The following is a 14,119-nucleotide window of genomic DNA, read 5'->3' as shown; positions in this document are numbered from 1 at the left end:
ATGGCTGACGGCGAGAGAAAAGGGGCGAAGCAGAACGCGAGGGGCATACGGAAGAGAGAGCAGAAGGCGGCAAGTTCAAACAAGTTCAGACAAGCTCAGACCTCGACCTCATCGGCCGCCAGCTGTCCCAGAATCTGGAAGCGCCCGCCGCTCATGAAGCCGAGTGTCAGGCTGCCGTCTTCCTGCTCATGCGTCTCGGCGCTCTCGAGCAGCCGATAGTAGAGATTGCGGTGCAGGCGCGCGGCAAGGCCGAAGCGCACCGGCACTTCCGGTAGCCACAGGCCGTCCGGCGTCTCGCTCAGCGTCAGGCAGGTCTCCCCTTCCAGTCGCACGACATCGCCCTGATCGGTGACCAGCTGCCAGACGTCCGGCCGAGGCTCTGTCTGTCCGGGCTCTGTCTGTCCGGGCTCTGTCTGTCCGGGCTCGGCCTCTCCAAGCTCAGCCGGCGCAGAATCGCTCTCGACGCGGGAGCAGTCCACCGCCAGGAAGGGGCGGTCCTCGACCTGGATGGTGACCTTCTCCGCCGGCGTGACCAGGCAGTAGCTGCCATCGGGCTCGCGGCGCAGGACACGCGACAGCATATGCACCAGTCGCGCACGGCCGATGGGCGTGCCCTCGTGCATCCAGCGCCCATCGGCACAGATGACGAGGTCCATTTCGCCACAATGCGCCGGGTGCCATTGATCCACTGGCGGCAATGCCTTGCCGCTGGTGGCCTTGTCGCCCAGCTGGGTGAGGATGGCGGCTGGATTCATGACGTTCCCTCCCTGGTGGTCAGATCATGCGGGGTACCACGCTCAATCGATGAGCATACCGCTGCTGGCCAGCGCTTCGCGAACATTGTCCGGCGCTTCCGGCGCGGCGGCGCGGAACAGGCGATAGAAGTTGGCGGTGGTCTGCATCGCCAGCTCATCGACGGTGATGCCGCGCTCGGCGGCGATACATTCGGCGACCTCGACCACATTGCCCGGCACATTGGAGGTGCCACGGTACGGCACCGGCGCCAGATAGGGGCTATCGGTCTCGATCAGCAGGCGGTCCAGCGGGATGGCGCGCGCCAGCTCGCGGACGTGTTCGGCGTTGCGGAAGGTGACGATACCGGAGATGGAGACCATGAAGCCGTGGCCCACCGCGACGCGCGCCATGTCCAGATCTTCGGTGAAGCAGTGCAGCACGCCACCGACAGCGGGATCCGTGTGCTGCTTGATCAGCGCCAGGGTGTCTTCCCGTGCCTCACGGGTGTGGATGATCACCGGCAGCTCGAGCTCACGCGCGGCGATCAGGTGGCGCGTGAAGCGCTCGTACTGCAGCTCGCGGCTGACGCTCTCGTAGTGATAATCGAGGCCGGTCTCGCCGATGGCCACCGCGCCGAAGCGCTCGGCGCACTTCTTGATGTCCTCGACCGTGGGTTCCGGGTCGACCTGATGCAGCGGATGCACACCGGCGGAAATCACCACATCCTCATGCTGCTGGGCGATGGCCGAGATCTCGGGCACATCGTCGAGCGTGACGGCAATGGCGAGAAACTGGTGCACGTGACGGGCGCGCGCGGCGTCCAGCACGGCCTCGAGGCTGCCGCCGTGCTCTTCCAGTTTCAGACGATCAAGGTGGCAATGCGAATCGACAAACATCCGGAAACTCTCACTACTGATGGCCACGCGCTGCGCGGCGAAAAACGTGCTCGACCGGCGGGCGCCCATGGCACTGCCGGTCGAGATGATGAAGCGACGCTGCGCTCGCGCTACAGCGTATAGGTCGCGTGACCCTTGCCGAGCATGCCGGCCAAGTGGTTCTCGATATGATCGCGCACCTGGCGGTCCTCTTCACTGAAGTGGATGCCGATCCCGGCAGTGCGCCGGCCACTGACGCCCTGCGGGGAGATCCATACCACGCGCCCGGTGACCGGAATGCGCTCGGTTTCCTCAGGCAAGGTCAGCAGCAGATAGACTTCCTGGCCCATGGTGTAGCGCTCGGTGGTCGGCACGAAGATGCCGCCGCGCACGAGGGTCGACATGTAGGCGGCCAACAGGGTCTTCTGATCACGAATGGTCAGCGAGAGCGCCTTCTGGCCTTGCTGTGGAGCGGTATCCATCCTTCACCTCCGGCCGGTCTCCCGGCACATGCAGTCCCGTGACGAGCGTCAGCGCTCACATGAGGGCTCACGCTGCGTATCAATGCGTATTCTTCGGCCATTGCCTGCTGTTATCTGACGCAAGGCGAGCAAGCGGCCTGGCTGGCTTCAGTCTAGCCTGCCCGCCTTGCCTCGCGCAGCCTCGTGGCTTTCCACGCGGGCATCGCTCAGCCATACCCTCAGCTCTTCGCTCAGACCTTCACTCGGGCCTTCACGCCAGAAAAAGACAGCTGCGCACTCAGGAGCGCAGCAAGGCGGCCCAACGCACCAGCCAGGCTTCCAGCACCAGCTGTGGGTTGGGGTTGCCGCCCGCGGCCAGCAGACGACGCTGCTCGCGGGCGAAATCCAGCAGCTTGAACCAGTCCTGGGTGCGCCCGTTCTTGACCGCCTGTCTCAGCAGCGGCTCAAGACTGGGGTCACGCAGGTCGCTGGGGTTGCCGGACAGGCCCATGCGAATCAGGTCTTCCAGCCAGGCAATACCGTACCACAGCACCTGCGCCAGCGGTTGGCGCTCCAGTCGCCACGCCTCGGCCACCGGCTCACCACCGCGCACCAGCGCATCGAACAGCTCGCGCAAGGCCTGACGCAGCTGACGCTGCTCCGCCTCGCCAAGACGCACCGCCAGCTGCGGCAGTCCGCCCGCCATGCGCAGCAGGGCCTGAGCATCCTCGCCCAGCTGCTGCGTGAGCCACGGCAGGCTCTCTTCGGCCGGCGGAATCACCAGCGGCCATTGCTGACAGCGCGAGCGGATGGTCGGCAGCACCCGTGACGGCATGTCGCTGAGCAGAATGAACAGCGTATTGGCGCCGGGTTCCTCGAGACTCTTGAGCAAGGCGTTGGCCGAGGCGATGTTCATCGACTCCGCCGGTTGCAGCCGGATGACGCGGTAGCCGCCCTGCTGGGCCGTCTGGGAGACGAAGCGATTGACCTCACGGATCGGGTCGATGCGGATCATCTTGCCGACATCCTGCGGCGCGACCGCCATCAGATCAGGGTGATGCCCCGCCGCCAGCATATGACAGCCATGACATTCACCACAGGCCGCCGCGCCGGGCTTGCCCTGGGCGGTGCGACACAGCACGCGGGCGATCATCGCATCGGCCAGCTCATGCTTGCCAAGCCCCGATGGCCCGCTGAGCATCACCGCATGCGGCAGGCGACCGTTGTCGTGTACCGCAGTGAAGTGTTGCCACAGCGAATGCTGCCACGGCAGCGGCGAGAAGCTCGAAAGCGTGACACCACTGCTGACGTCTGAAGCACTCATGGCTGCTCATCCGTGTGAGTGTTCGCCTGCCAGGCCGTCACGCGAGCCGCAAGTACCGCCGCGATATCGGCTTGCACGGCTTCAAGCGACTGACCGGCATCGATGGTGGCAAAGCGCTCGGGGTCGGCATCACGACGCATGTGATAGCCGACACGCACCGCCTCGAAGAACTGCTCGGCTTCCTGCTCGATGCGGTCGGCGCCTTCGCCGGTCTCGGCGCGGCGAGCGGCCAGACGGCCACGTGCCGCCGCGACCGGCATGTCCAGCAGCAGGGTCAGATCCGGCTGCAAGCCTTTCTGCACCAGGGATTCCAGCGCCGAGATATCGCCCAGCGGCAGGTTGCGGCCACCGCCCTGGTAGGCAAAGGTCGCATCGGTGAATCGATCGCACACCACCCAGGCACCGCGCGCCAACGCCGGACGAATGGTCGCGGCCAGATGCTGGGCACGCGCGGCGAACATCAACAGCAGTTCGGCATCATCACTCAGCGACTCGGCCGGCGCCGGGTCCAGCAGCAACTGGCGAATGGCTTCCGCCCGCTCGCTGCCACCCGGCTCACGCGTGCGCACGACCTCTAGGCCATGCGCCTCGAGCTCGGCGACCACGAAGGCGACATTGGTGCTCTTGCCGACGCCTTCACCGCCTTCCAGCGTGATGAAGCGACCAGCGGGCGAAGCCTGAGTGGCCGCCGCGCTGGCGGCGTGGCGAGAAGACGTCGTGCTTGATGCGCTCGGACGTGAAGACATGATGTTTCCTGATTCAGACAGCAGATGACTCGCGACGAAAGCCCCCGTGCAGCATGGCAGACCCTGTTCGCCACACGGGTTTCAACTCATTCGCCACGCATTACCGATTGAGAATATAACGACGCACGGCATTGTTGTGCTCGCGCAGCGTGCGCGAGAAGTGATGCTTGCCCTCACCCTTGGCGACGAAGTAGTAGGTATCGCCTTCCTTGGGGTGCACCGCCGCTTCCAGCGCGGCGCGCCCGGGCATCGCGATCGGCGTCGGCGGCAAGCCGGTGATCACGTAGGTATTCCAGGGCGTCGGCTTGCGCAGGTCGGCGCGCGACAACGAGCCATCATAGTCCTTGCCCAGGCCATAGATGACGGTCGGGTCAGTCTGCAAGCGCATGCCGCGCTCCATGCGACGCTTGAAGACACCGGCGATCTCGTCGCGCTCTTCCGGGGCGCCGGTCTCGCGCTCGATCAATGACGCCATGATCAGCGCCTCGTAGGCGCTGGTGATCGGCAGGTCGTCGTCTCGCCCGGCCCAGACTTCCTCCAGCGTCTTGCTCATGCGGCTATAGGCCTGCTTGTAGAGCGAGAGGTCGCTGACGCCCTTGTGATAGCGGTAGGTGTCCGGGAAGAAGCGCCCTTCCGGCTTCTCGCCCTCTGCACCGACGGCCGCCATCAACTCTTCATCGCTCATGTCGCGAGTCGTGTGCTCAAGCTTGGGCGAGGCATCCATGGCAGTGCGCATCTGGGCGAAGGTCCAGCCCTCCGGCACGGTCAAGGTATAGCTGACCACATCGTCACTGGACAGCAGCGCCACCAGCTCACGGCCGTTCAAGCCCGGCGCGAGTCGGAATTCACCGGCGCGCAGGCCATTGACGGCCTCAGGCTCGAGGCGCGACCACACCTTGTACGGCCAGCTCGCCTCGATGATGCCCTGTGACTCGAGCTCGCTCACCACCCTGGTCAGGCTGGCGCCCTTGGGCACCTCGAACAGCTGTTCCTTCTCGATCGCCAACGGTGACAGCAACTGCGCCTGCCAATAACGAAAGCCCACCACACCCGCAGCCACGGCCAGCACTACCAGCATCAGGAGGATCTTGAACACTCGCATAATCGGTTTCCAGTCTTCATGGCGAAGGCGACGACCGCACAGGTATGCCTGCTGACGCTCGTCGTCTTCCGTCAGTTCGCGGGCTCGCCCAGCAAGCGCGCGACAGTGTGATTCAACTCGTCCAGCGCCGGATGCGCCTCATCCTTCCACTCAGCCAGAATCGCGCCATCGGGCTTGAGCAGGGTGCGCAGCGGCCAGACGCCCTGCACGGAATTCATGACGACGACCTGCTCGGCCCACGCGAGTGACTCAAGCCCCTCACGCACTCGCTCGAACACCATCTCGACCTCAAGCGCCGCCAGCAGCGTACCCTCGACCCCGGCACGATCAAGACACGGCGTGAACCAGCGCCCGTCACGATACCAGGCCAGATTCATGCTGGTGGCCTCGATCAGTTCGCCCTGCGCATTGAGCAACAGGCCCTCACTGATCGCCGTGTCGCTCCATTCGCGGCGCGCCAGCACGTTCTCGAGCCGGTTGAGGTGCTTGAGCCCCGCCAGTGCCGGTTGCTCGGCCACACGCAGCTCGCAGACCCGCGCCGTGATGCCACGCCGCGCCTGCTGATTGACCGCAAAAGGCGTCGCGCGTGCCCGCAAGCGCGTCTCCGGTGTCTCAGGTGCCCTGTAGCCCCGCCCGCCGGAGCCGCCTGTGACGATCAGCTTGAGCACTTCAAGCCCCTCGCCCTGACAGACCGCCAGACAGCCAGACAGCTCAGCTGACGAAGGCGCCGCAATCCCCAGACGCTGACAACCGCGCGTCAGGCGCGCCTCGTGCCAGGACCACAGCTGCGGCTGGCCCTCACGCACCAGAATCGTCTCGAACACGCCCTCGCCATAGGCGAGGCCACGGTCATCACTGGGCAGATCGGCGGCGAGCGCCTCAAGAGAGCGCTTGTCGTCAGCGCTCCTTTCATCAGAGGCCCGGTCATCTGAGCTCTTGCTGCCAGAGGCATCAGTCGTCATCGATACAGCCCTCCAAAGAACGGTTGCGGGCACGACACGCAAAAGCAGGTGACGCCCCACAGACAAACGCGCCCCCGGATGGGAGCGCGTTTGAGGAGAGAGAACACGAAAGCGTGTGATCAGTCCTTGAGCTTGCCGAACACCAGCGAGCCGTTGGTGCCACCGAAGCCGAACGAGTTGGACAGGGTATACTCGATCTTCATGTCACGTGCGACGTTCGGCACGTAATCGAGATTGCAGCCCTCGGCCGGGTTGTCCAGGTTGATGGTCGGCGGCGCGATCTGGTCACGCATCGCCAGCACGCAGAACACGGCCTCGACCGCACCGGCAGCGCCCAGCAGGTGACCGATCATCGACTTGGTGGAGCTGACCGCCACATCACGTGCCGCATCACCCAACACCGATTCGACGGCGAGGCTTTCCGCCTTGTCGCCGGCATTGGTGGAGGTGCCGTGGGCATTGATGTAGTCGATCTGGCTCGGCTCGAGCTTGGCGTCACGGATGGCGTTGCGCATCGCGGCGGCCGCACCACGGCCGTCTTCGGGCGGCGCCGTCATGTGGTGAGCGTCGTCGGACATGCCGAACCCGAGCACCTCGGCGTAGATGGTCGCGCCACGCGCCTTGGCGTGCTCGTACTCTTCCAGCACGACGACACCGGCGCCGTCGGACAGCACGAAGCCATCGCGGTCGCGGTCCCACGGACGGCTGGCCGCCTGCGGATCATCGTTGCGGGTCGACAGCGCACGCGCCGCGGAGAAGCCACCCAGGCCCAGCGGCGTGGTCGCCATCTCGGCGCCACCGGCCACCATCACGTCGGCATCGCCATAGGCGATGGTACGTGCGCTGTAACCGATGTTGTGCGTCCCGGTGGTACAGGCGGTGGTGATCGCGATGTTCGGACCACGATAACCGAACTGGATCGCCAGATTGCCGGAGATCATGTTGATGATGGAGCCCGGCACGAAGAACGGCGAGATGCGACGTGCACCGCCCTTCTCCAGCGCCTTGTGGTTGTGCTCGATCATCGGCAGGCCGCCGATACCGGAACCGATGGCGACACCGATGCGCTCGGCGTTGTCTTCGGTGCATTCAATGCCGGAGTCGGTGATGGCCTGGTGGGCCGCCGCGATACCGTATTGGATGAAGAGGTCCATCTTGCGGGCCTCTTTCGGGTTCAGGTACTGACCCACATCGAAGTCCTTGATGGAGCCACCGAAACGGGTATTGAAACCGCTGACATCGAAATGCTCGATGGCCGCGATGCCACTCTTGCCCGCCTTGATGTTGCTCCAGCTTTCCTCGACGGTATTCCCGACCGGGGTTACCAGGCCAAGACCTGTTACCACTACCCTTCTGCGAGGCATCGTGTCTCCTCCAAAACTATCGAATTGGCACGCCTGGGCCATGGACGCCCGGACGGTAATTGAGCGCATTATACAGAAACCTGGCCATGCGTGGGCAGTCGGTTTTCAAGCGCTTTTCTGGCCACTTTCACGAAGGAATTCCGACACTTGCCACAAGGGGACATTTGTCACGAAGCCCACCGCCTACCACCATGCAATACGCGCCCTGTCGGCGCGGCATTGCGCAGCACATCCCTGAACGACAAGAGCCGCACTGAGGAACAGTGCGGCTCTTGAACGTACAGACAATTGCATCACGACCATGAGCAACAGGTTGCTCCGTGATCGCTTCAACACACCTTACTGGTGGTTGACGATGTAATCGATAGCTTCCTGCACGGTGGTGATCTTCTCTGCTTCTTCGTCAGGAATTTCAGTATCGAATTCCTCTTCAAGAGCCATCACCAGCTCGACGGTGTCCAGGGAATCGGCGCCCAGGTCTTCAGTGAAAGAGGAAGAGTTCTGGATTTCTTCTTCTTTGGCGTTCAGGCGCTCAGCCACAACCTTCTTGACGCGTTCTTCAATGGTGCTCATTTAACAATCACTCCTAGTGGTACGGAATCCGCAGCTCGAAAAAGCTGGGCGTAGTTTATAGGCCACCCCAAAAGGACGCAACCACGTCCCTGCGTGGGGTTCAGCGCATGTTCATGCCACCGTTCACCTGCAACGTCTCACCGGTAATGTAGCCTGCTGCATCACTGGTCAGGAAGCCGACTGCCGCAGCAATCTCTTCCGGCTGGCCAAGGCGCGCCAGCGGGATGTTGCCGAGCAACGCTTCGTGCTGCGCTTCCGGCAATGCTTCAGTCATGTCAGTGGCAATGAAGCCCGGCGCCACTGAGTTGACGGTAATATTGCGTGACGCGACTTCGCGCGCCAGCGAGCGGGCAAAGCCTTCCATGCCTGCCTTGGCGGCAGCATAGTTGACCTGACCGAGGTTGCCCATGGTCGCGACCACGGACGAGATGTTGACGATGCGGCCGAAGCGCGCCTTGGTCATGCCGCGCAGGCAGCTCTTGCTGACACGGAAGACCGACTTGAGATTGGTGTCGAGCACCGCGTCCCAATCGTCTTCCTTCAAGCGCATCAACAGGTTGTCACGCGTGATGCCGGCATTGTTGACCAGGATGGTCGGGGCGCCGAAGCGCTCGCCGATTTCCTTGAGCACGGCGTCGACGCTGGCCTGATCGGTGACGTTGAGCAGCATGCCCGCGCCTTCGATACCGTGCGCCTCGAGGTCAGCGCCGATGGCCGCTGCCCCTTTCTCGCTGGTGGCAGTACCGATCACGATACGGCCCTGACGGCCGAGTTCACGGGAGATGGCTTGGCCGATGCCACGACTGGCACCGGTCACCAGTGCGATTCTGCGTTCGCTCGTCATCTTGAGTCCTGAGTTGGCTGATCCAAGTCACATGGCCGGCCAGATGGGCCAGCCACGAGCTTACTGATTCTGTTCGGCAGCGGTCTCGCGGGCAAGTTCCAGCGCCGCTTCCAGGCTATCCGGATCATTCACGGCCAGGCCACGTGCCTGACGCTGAATGCGCTTGCCAAGGCCGGTCAACACCTTGCCCGGGCCGCATTCGATGAAGCTGCGCGCGCCACTGTCGAACATGGCATTGACGCAGTCGGTCCAGCGCACCGGCTGATAGAGCTGCTCGATCAGACGCTGACGCAGTGTCTCGACATCGTCATGCGCCTTGGCATCGACATTCTGGATGACGGTATAGCGCGGCGCACGGAAATCGATGGCATTCATCGCCTCGGCCAGCTTGTCGGCCGCCGGACGCATCAGATCACAATGCGACGGCACCGACACCGGCAGCGGCATGGCGCGCTTGGCACCCGCTTCCTGACATGCCGCGATGGCACGCTCGACGGCAGCGGTGCCACCGGCGATGACGACCTGTCCCGGCGCATTGTAGTTGACTGCCGCGACCACTTCACCCTGTGCCGCACTGGCACAGGCGGCTTCGACCTGGGCATTCTCGAGACCGAGAATGGCCGCCATCGCGCCCTGGCCCTGCGGCACGGCAGTCTGCATGGCTTCGCCGCGCAGATTGACCAGCTTGACGCCCTCGGCGAAACCGATCACGCCAGCGCAGACCATGGCGCTGTATTCACCCAGGGAGTGACCGGCCATGCGCGCCGGGCGCGGGCCTTCCAGCTCCTGCCAGACGCGCCAGATGGCGACACTGGCGGTCAGAAGCGCCGGCTGGGTCAGCTCGGTACGATTGAGCTCCTCCGCCGGGCCTTCCTGCGTCAGGTGCCAGAGATCGCGCCCCAGCGCGTCAGAGGCTTCCTCGAAGGTAGTGCGGACCACGCTATAGCGCTCCGCCAGCTCCCGCAGCATGCCGACCTGCTGGGAGCCCTGTCCCGGGAAGATGAGGGCCAGGGAATCTGTCATTGCTGTCACCATTTCCATCTGTTCAGGTGGGACTGACACGGGTCAAGAAACCCGATTTCCACTGGCTCGCAAGCGAGACGACCACTGTCGTGTCTCACGCTTCTGCCAGGGGAAAGCCTGCTTCCTGTCATTTACGTCATGCTGCTGTCCTGCGGGGGCTTCCTGTAGGAGTTGCCTGCCCCGGATTCGCGTCCGCCTTCACCGCCCGGCCGCGAAGCGCTGGCATTGTCGCACCGTGTGCGCCGAAGCTCGACCCCAACAGGAACAAATCAGACCAATTTACTCATTCAGCGTGAGTATGTGTCTTCCAGGGCCTGCGCCAGGCGCGAGGGCAACTGCTCGCGAGCCTCGCTGGCCGCGCGCGTGACGGCAAAAGCAAAGCCTTCCGCCGCCGCGCCGCCGTGGCTCTTCACCACCACGCTCGCCAGGCCCAGCAGGCTGGCGCCGTTGTAGCGCACCGGGTCCAGTTCACGCGAGAGTCGCGTCAGCGCCGGGCGCGCCAGCCAGGCCATCAGGCGCGTGCGCCAGCTGGTCGCCAGGGTCGCCCCCAGCTGCGCCGACAGCATCTGCGCAAGCCCTTCACTGCTCTTGAGCACGACATTGCCGACGAAGCCATCACAGACCACCACATCTACCTTGCCGGAGAAGAGGTCGCCACCCTCGACAAAGCCAAGGTAGTCGAAATCCGACTCGCTGCCAGCCAGCAGGGCGTGCGCTTCCTGCACCTGCGCAGTCCCCTTGACCGACTCGACCCCCACGTTGAGCAGCCCCACTCGTGGACGCTCGACCGCGTCGATGAGGCGGCTGCGCATCGCGCCCATGCGGGCGAACGCCAGCAGATGGTGCGGTGCGACATCGACGTTGGCGCCGAGATCCAGCAGGCTGCAGGCGCGCGCGCCGCGCGTGGGCACCGCGGCACAGATGGCAGGTCGCTCCACCCCTTTCACTCTTCCCACTTCGCGCATGCCCAGCGCCATCAAGGCGCCGGTATTGCCGGCACTGACACAGGCATCCGCCTGGCCGTTCGCCACCAGGCCCAGGGCCTGAGACATGCTGCTGGGCTCGCGGCTGCGCAGGACGCGGGACGGGCGAGCATCAGACGCGACAATGCCGTCGACAGCGAGTGTCTGAAGGCGATCACGAACACGGGAGAGTGAAGCAGGGAGGGAGTCTAACTCGGCATCCAGTAGATGCTGCGGGCCGACCAAGATGGCGCTGAGTTGCGAGTCTCGCAACAGCGCACTGGCCGTGCCCCGTAACGTAGCGCGGGGACCGAAGTCCCCGCCCATCGTATCGATGGCGATACGCACGGCGTTACGCCGCGCGCTGCATCAATGCCTTATGCATCAACGACTTTGCGGCCACGGTAGAAACCGTCGGCAGAGACGTGGTGACGCAGGTGAACTGTACCGGTTTCCTTGTCCTGGGACAGGGTCGGTGCAGTCAGGGCATCGTGGCTACGACGCATGCCACGCTTGGAACGAGTTTTGCGGTTCTGCTGAACTGCCATGGGGATTACTCCAATCTTGTCGACAAATTGAGTTCAGTGCTTGTCCTTCAGGGTGCGAAGCACACTGAATGGATTCACAGCGGGTGCGTCCGAGGCCTCGGGTTCCACACCGCTGGCCAGCTGGTCGCGAGAGACGGCACAATCGGCCTCCTCGTGGTAGACCACCTGCGGCAGGACCAGGAGCACTTCATCCTCGATCACTGTCAGGAGATCCAGCTGTTCGTTTTCCACCACTACCGGCTCGTACTCACCGGGCAGCTGCGCCGCCAGCGCATCGCTGGTCACCAGACCCAACAGGAACTCGCTGGAAAGCGGCTCCGGCTCGGTGGGTCCCAGACAACGCTGACATAGCAGACTTGCCTCGAAGGCGATGGAGCCTTCGATGAAGCTGCGACGTTGAGTGTCGATATCAAAGGTCATGGAAACGCTGACGTCCCCTTCCTGAGCACCGATGGCCTCAACAACACGGGGCATGTTCGCCAGTGGAATCACGCCTTCAAGGCGTTTACCCGCTGACGCCAGCCGGTAGGGCTCGACCTTGGTCGGCAGTCTTGTGGTCAACATAGGCGCGCCATAATAGGGATTCCCCCTCCCGGTGTCAAAATGCATGAGCAACTTGTTGCTTTTGCCAGCCCCCTCACCATCACGCTTTCACGTCGATATGCGACAACTGACACTGGGCTACACGTCCAGCGCGCGATTGTACGCGCCTGACGCTTCAATGCCGAGAGGATTTACGGCATCCTGCAGCCCTTGTTTTTCAATTACTTGCCGCGCGCCGCCCAGCCAATGCCCGCAACGCGCCCCGACGGGAGAGCCATGATGACTCCACTGGTCCTGGCGTCCAGCTCACGCTGGCGTCGTGAACTGCTTGAACGCCTCGGGCTGCCCTTCACCTGGACAGCCCCCAGTATCGATGAGACGCCGCGGCGCGCAGAAAGTGCCGAGACACTGGTCCATCGTCTGGCACTCGGCAAGGCCAACGCCGTGGCGGACGCCTACTCCCAGCACCTGATCATCGGCAGCGATCAGGTCGCCGTCTTCGAGGGCGAGATACTGGGCAAGCCGGCGAATCTGCCAGCCGCACGCGCCCAGCTGGCGCGCTTCTCCGGACGTCGCGTGCGCTTCGTGACCGGCCTGGCGCTGATCGACACCCGGTCCGCGCGTCACTGGGTCTGTCATGAAGACCACGAGGTCGTCTTCCGCTCCCTGACCAGCGCCGAGATCGAACGCTACGTCGAGCGCGAACGCCCCCTCGACAGTGCCGGCAGCTTCCGCATGGAAGGGCTGGGCATCACGCTCTTCGAGCGTCTCGAAGGGCGTGACCCCAACAGCCTGATCGGTCTGCCACTGATTCGCCTGTGCGAACTGCTGCGCGAGGCAGGCGTCGACCCTCTGCTGGGTGCTCCGCGCTCCTGAGAGACACCCCAGCCCTGAGCGACGAGGGCCGCGGCCCTGACTCGCCTACCAGGGCAGGCGGTAGCTGACCGGCGACACCGTCGTCTCGAGCCCCATCGCACTGGCCATCACACCGGCGAAGCGCCGCGTGAAGCGCTCGAAGGGGTCCTGACGCGGCGTGTAATCGTGCAGCTCCGCCTCTGGCGTCAGCTCCGTCGCCAGCTCTTCCAGCGTACCGGTACGATCGACCAGCCCCAGCCCCCGCGCCTGCTCGCCGGTCCAGATCAGCCCCGAGAACAGCTCGGGGTCATCCTTGAGGCGCTCACCGCGCCCGGCCTTGACCGCCGCGATGAACTGCTGGTGCGTCGTGGCCAGCACGCTCTGCCAGAAGGCACGCTGGTCCGGCGAGATTTCCGAGAACGGATCAAGGAACGCCTTGTTGTCTCCCGCCGTGAACACGCGACGCTCGATATCCAGCTTTTCCATCGGCCCCTTGAGCCCGAAGCTTGAGGAAATCACGCCGATGGAGCCCACCAGGCTCGAGGGTGCCGCGATGATCTCGCCGGCGCCGGCCGCCATGTAATAGGCACCACTGGCGCCCAGGTCTTCAATCACCGCGATCACCGGCTTGTCGCCCCGCTCGCGCAGCCGCATCAGCTCGTCATAGACGCGCTGGGACTGCACCGGGCTGCCACCGGGCGAGTTGATGTCGAGCACCACCGCCACGGAGGCCGGTGACTCCCAGGCCGCGCGCAGCCCCTTGATGATGCGCTCGGCATTGGCTTCACCGTCCGCTTCGATCACGCCCTTCACGCGCACCACGCCCAGATGCTGCTCGCCGGGCAGCGCCGCTGGCTGGCTGCCGAGCGTGAACAGGGTCACCGAGGTCGCGATCGAGGCGATGAACAGCAACGCGAACAGGAAGCGGAAGAACAGCTTCCAGCGCCGCGAACGACGCTGCTCGGTGACCACGCCCTGCACCCAGCGGTCCATCATCTCGAGCTGCGCGGTGCGCTCGCGCGCCTGCCAGTCCATCTCTCGCTCGGAGGCAGCCGCCGCGCCCTGCCCACTCATGCCCTGTCCACTCATGCCCGGCCCGCTCAAACCCGCTTCGCTCTCGTCCTTGCCACCCGCGCCTTCACGCCAGGGATCATGCGGCCTGTCACTCATCGATTGCTGCTCCTGTGCTGGGCGATCGCGGC

General features: G+C 64.3%; 16 protein-coding genes. 1 reads left to right on the top strand and 15 read right to left on the bottom strand.

Translation table 11 applies throughout. From position 1 onward, the window contains the following. Nucleotides 1–95: 95 nt before the first annotated feature. The 14 genes from HA399_RS04525 to HA399_RS04460 all read right to left on the bottom strand — a co-directional run bounded on the left by HA399_RS04525 (nt 96) and on the right by HA399_RS04460 (nt 12,128). Nucleotides 96–755 carry a DUF1285 domain-containing protein gene (locus HA399_RS04525; protein ID WP_404326199.1) on the bottom strand — a complete coding sequence of 220 codons (660 nt, stop codon included), beginning with the start codon at nt 753–755 and terminating at the stop codon, nt 96–98. A 42-nt stretch (nt 756–797) separates the two neighbouring features. After that, nucleotides 798–1,631: a TatD family hydrolase gene (locus HA399_RS04520; RefSeq protein WP_213113335.1), complete on the bottom strand. Its 834-nt coding sequence runs from the start codon at nt 1,629–1,631 to the stop codon at nt 798–800. A 110-nt stretch (nt 1,632–1,741) separates the two neighbouring features. Further along, entirely contained in the window at nt 1,742–2,092 is a 351-nt protein-coding gene (locus HA399_RS04515) for a PilZ domain-containing protein (RefSeq protein WP_215823996.1), read from the bottom strand. A 277-nt stretch (nt 2,093–2,369) separates the two neighbouring features. Then, complete coding sequence (locus HA399_RS04510) at nt 2,370–3,395, bottom strand: DNA polymerase III subunit delta' (protein ID WP_404326198.1); 1,026 nt, start codon at nt 3,393–3,395, stop codon at nt 2,370–2,372. Next, nucleotides 3,392–4,141, bottom strand: coding sequence for a dTMP kinase (gene tmk, locus HA399_RS04505; protein ID WP_404326197.1), 750 nt, complete (start codon nt 4,139–4,141; stop codon nt 3,392–3,394). Before tmk ends, HA399_RS04510 begins: the two co-directional genes overlap by 4 nt. Before the next feature lie 100 nt (nt 4,142–4,241). Beyond that, on the bottom strand, nt 4,242–5,243 hold the full coding sequence (gene mltG, locus HA399_RS04500) for an endolytic transglycosylase MltG (protein ID WP_404326196.1): 1,002 nt from the start codon (nt 5,241–5,243) through the stop codon (nt 4,242–4,244). A 71-nt stretch (nt 5,244–5,314) separates the two neighbouring features. Then, nucleotides 5,315–6,205 (bottom strand): aminodeoxychorismate lyase, encoded by an 891-nt coding sequence (pabC, locus tag HA399_RS04495; protein WP_404326195.1) that lies wholly within the window; start codon nt 6,203–6,205, stop codon nt 5,315–5,317. A gap of 119 nt (nt 6,206–6,324) precedes the next feature. Continuing rightward, a complete protein-coding gene (fabF, locus tag HA399_RS04490) occupies nt 6,325–7,569 on the bottom strand; it encodes a beta-ketoacyl-ACP synthase II (protein ID WP_043331892.1) in 1,245 nt (414 codons plus the stop codon). A 339-nt stretch (nt 7,570–7,908) separates the two neighbouring features. Beyond that, nucleotides 7,909–8,142: an acyl carrier protein gene (gene acpP, locus HA399_RS04485; protein ID WP_024950601.1), complete on the bottom strand. Its 234-nt coding sequence runs from the start codon at nt 8,140–8,142 to the stop codon at nt 7,909–7,911. Nucleotides 8,143–8,242: 100 nt separating this feature from the next. After that, nucleotides 8,243–8,986: a 3-oxoacyl-ACP reductase FabG gene (gene fabG / locus HA399_RS04480; RefSeq protein WP_043331893.1), complete on the bottom strand. Its 744-nt coding sequence runs from the start codon at nt 8,984–8,986 to the stop codon at nt 8,243–8,245. Nucleotides 8,987–9,046: 60 nt separating this feature from the next. After that, nucleotides 9,047–10,009, bottom strand: a complete 963-nt coding sequence (gene fabD / locus HA399_RS04475; RefSeq protein WP_043331894.1) for an ACP S-malonyltransferase — start codon at nt 10,007–10,009, stop codon at nt 9,047–9,049. Between the two features lie 287 nt (nt 10,010–10,296). Continuing rightward, nucleotides 10,297–11,319, bottom strand: coding sequence for a phosphate acyltransferase PlsX (plsX, locus tag HA399_RS04470; RefSeq protein WP_404326192.1), 1,023 nt, complete (start codon nt 11,317–11,319; stop codon nt 10,297–10,299). A 29-nt stretch (nt 11,320–11,348) separates the two neighbouring features. Continuing rightward, nucleotides 11,349–11,519 carry a 50S ribosomal protein L32 gene (rpmF, locus tag HA399_RS04465; RefSeq protein ID WP_065392644.1) on the bottom strand — a complete coding sequence of 57 codons (171 nt, stop codon included), beginning with the start codon at nt 11,517–11,519 and terminating at the stop codon, nt 11,349–11,351. Nucleotides 11,520–11,552: 33 nt separating this feature from the next. Further along, complete coding sequence (locus HA399_RS04460; protein ID WP_346428200.1) at nt 11,553–12,128, bottom strand: YceD family protein; 576 nt, start codon at nt 12,126–12,128, stop codon at nt 11,553–11,555. Between the two features lie 213 nt (nt 12,129–12,341). Here HA399_RS04460 and HA399_RS04455 point away from each other — a divergent pair, with 213 nt between their 5' ends. Further along, the gene (locus HA399_RS04455; RefSeq protein ID WP_404326191.1) at nt 12,342–12,938 is read left to right on the top strand and encodes a Maf family protein; all 597 of its coding nucleotides are present in this window, start codon (nt 12,342–12,344) and stop codon (nt 12,936–12,938) included. Between the two features lie 45 nt (nt 12,939–12,983). Here HA399_RS04455 and HA399_RS04450 read toward each other — a convergent pair whose 3' ends face one another. After that, nucleotides 12,984–14,087 (bottom strand): S49 family peptidase, encoded by a 1,104-nt coding sequence (locus HA399_RS04450; protein ID WP_404326189.1) that lies wholly within the window; start codon nt 14,085–14,087, stop codon nt 12,984–12,986. Nucleotides 14,088–14,119 lie beyond the last annotated feature (32 nt).

The sequence above is a fragment of the Cobetia sp. UIB-001 genome, assembly GCF_044789135.1.
Taxonomy (GTDB): domain Bacteria; phylum Pseudomonadota; class Gammaproteobacteria; order Pseudomonadales; family Halomonadaceae; genus Cobetia; species Cobetia amphilecti.
This window is presented reverse-complemented; position numbering and strand designations above follow the sequence as displayed.

Coding starts and splice junctions, on each gene's coding strand:
- HA399_RS04525 (WP_404326199.1), bottom strand. CDS start 755: ATGAATCCAGCCGCCATCCTCACCCAGCTGGGCGACAAGGCCACCAGC.
- HA399_RS04520 (WP_213113335.1), bottom strand. CDS start 1,631: ATGTTTGTCGATTCGCATTGCCACCTTGATCGTCTGAAACTGGAAGAG.
- HA399_RS04515 (WP_215823996.1), bottom strand. CDS start 2,092: ATGGATACCGCTCCACAGCAAGGCCAGAAGGCGCTCTCGCTGACCATT.
- HA399_RS04510 (WP_404326198.1), bottom strand. CDS start 3,395: ATGAGTGCTTCAGACGTCAGCAGTGGTGTCACGCTTTCGAGCTTCTCG.
- tmk (WP_404326197.1), bottom strand. CDS start 4,141: ATGTCTTCACGTCCGAGCGCATCAAGCACGACGTCTTCTCGCCACGCC.
- mltG (WP_404326196.1), bottom strand. CDS start 5,243: ATGCGAGTGTTCAAGATCCTCCTGATGCTGGTAGTGCTGGCCGTGGCT.
- pabC (WP_404326195.1), bottom strand. CDS start 6,205: ATGACGACTGATGCCTCTGGCAGCAAGAGCTCAGATGACCGGGCCTCT.
- fabF (WP_043331892.1), bottom strand. CDS start 7,569: ATGCCTCGCAGAAGGGTAGTGGTAACAGGTCTTGGCCTGGTAACCCCG.
- acpP (WP_024950601.1), bottom strand. CDS start 8,142: ATGAGCACCATTGAAGAACGCGTCAAGAAGGTTGTGGCTGAGCGCCTG.
- fabG (WP_043331893.1), bottom strand. CDS start 8,986: ATGACGAGCGAACGCAGAATCGCACTGGTGACCGGTGCCAGTCGTGGC.
- fabD (WP_043331894.1), bottom strand. CDS start 10,009: ATGACAGATTCCCTGGCCCTCATCTTCCCGGGACAGGGCTCCCAGCAG.
- rpmF (WP_065392644.1), bottom strand. CDS start 11,519: ATGGCAGTTCAGCAGAACCGCAAAACTCGTTCCAAGCGTGGCATGCGT.
- HA399_RS04460 (WP_346428200.1), bottom strand. CDS start 12,128: ATGCATTTTGACACCGGGAGGGGGAATCCCTATTATGGCGCGCCTATG.
- HA399_RS04455 (WP_404326191.1), top strand. CDS start 12,342: ATGACTCCACTGGTCCTGGCGTCCAGCTCACGCTGGCGTCGTGAACTG.
- HA399_RS04450 (WP_404326189.1), bottom strand. CDS start 14,087: ATGAGTGACAGGCCGCATGATCCCTGGCGTGAAGGCGCGGGTGGCAAG.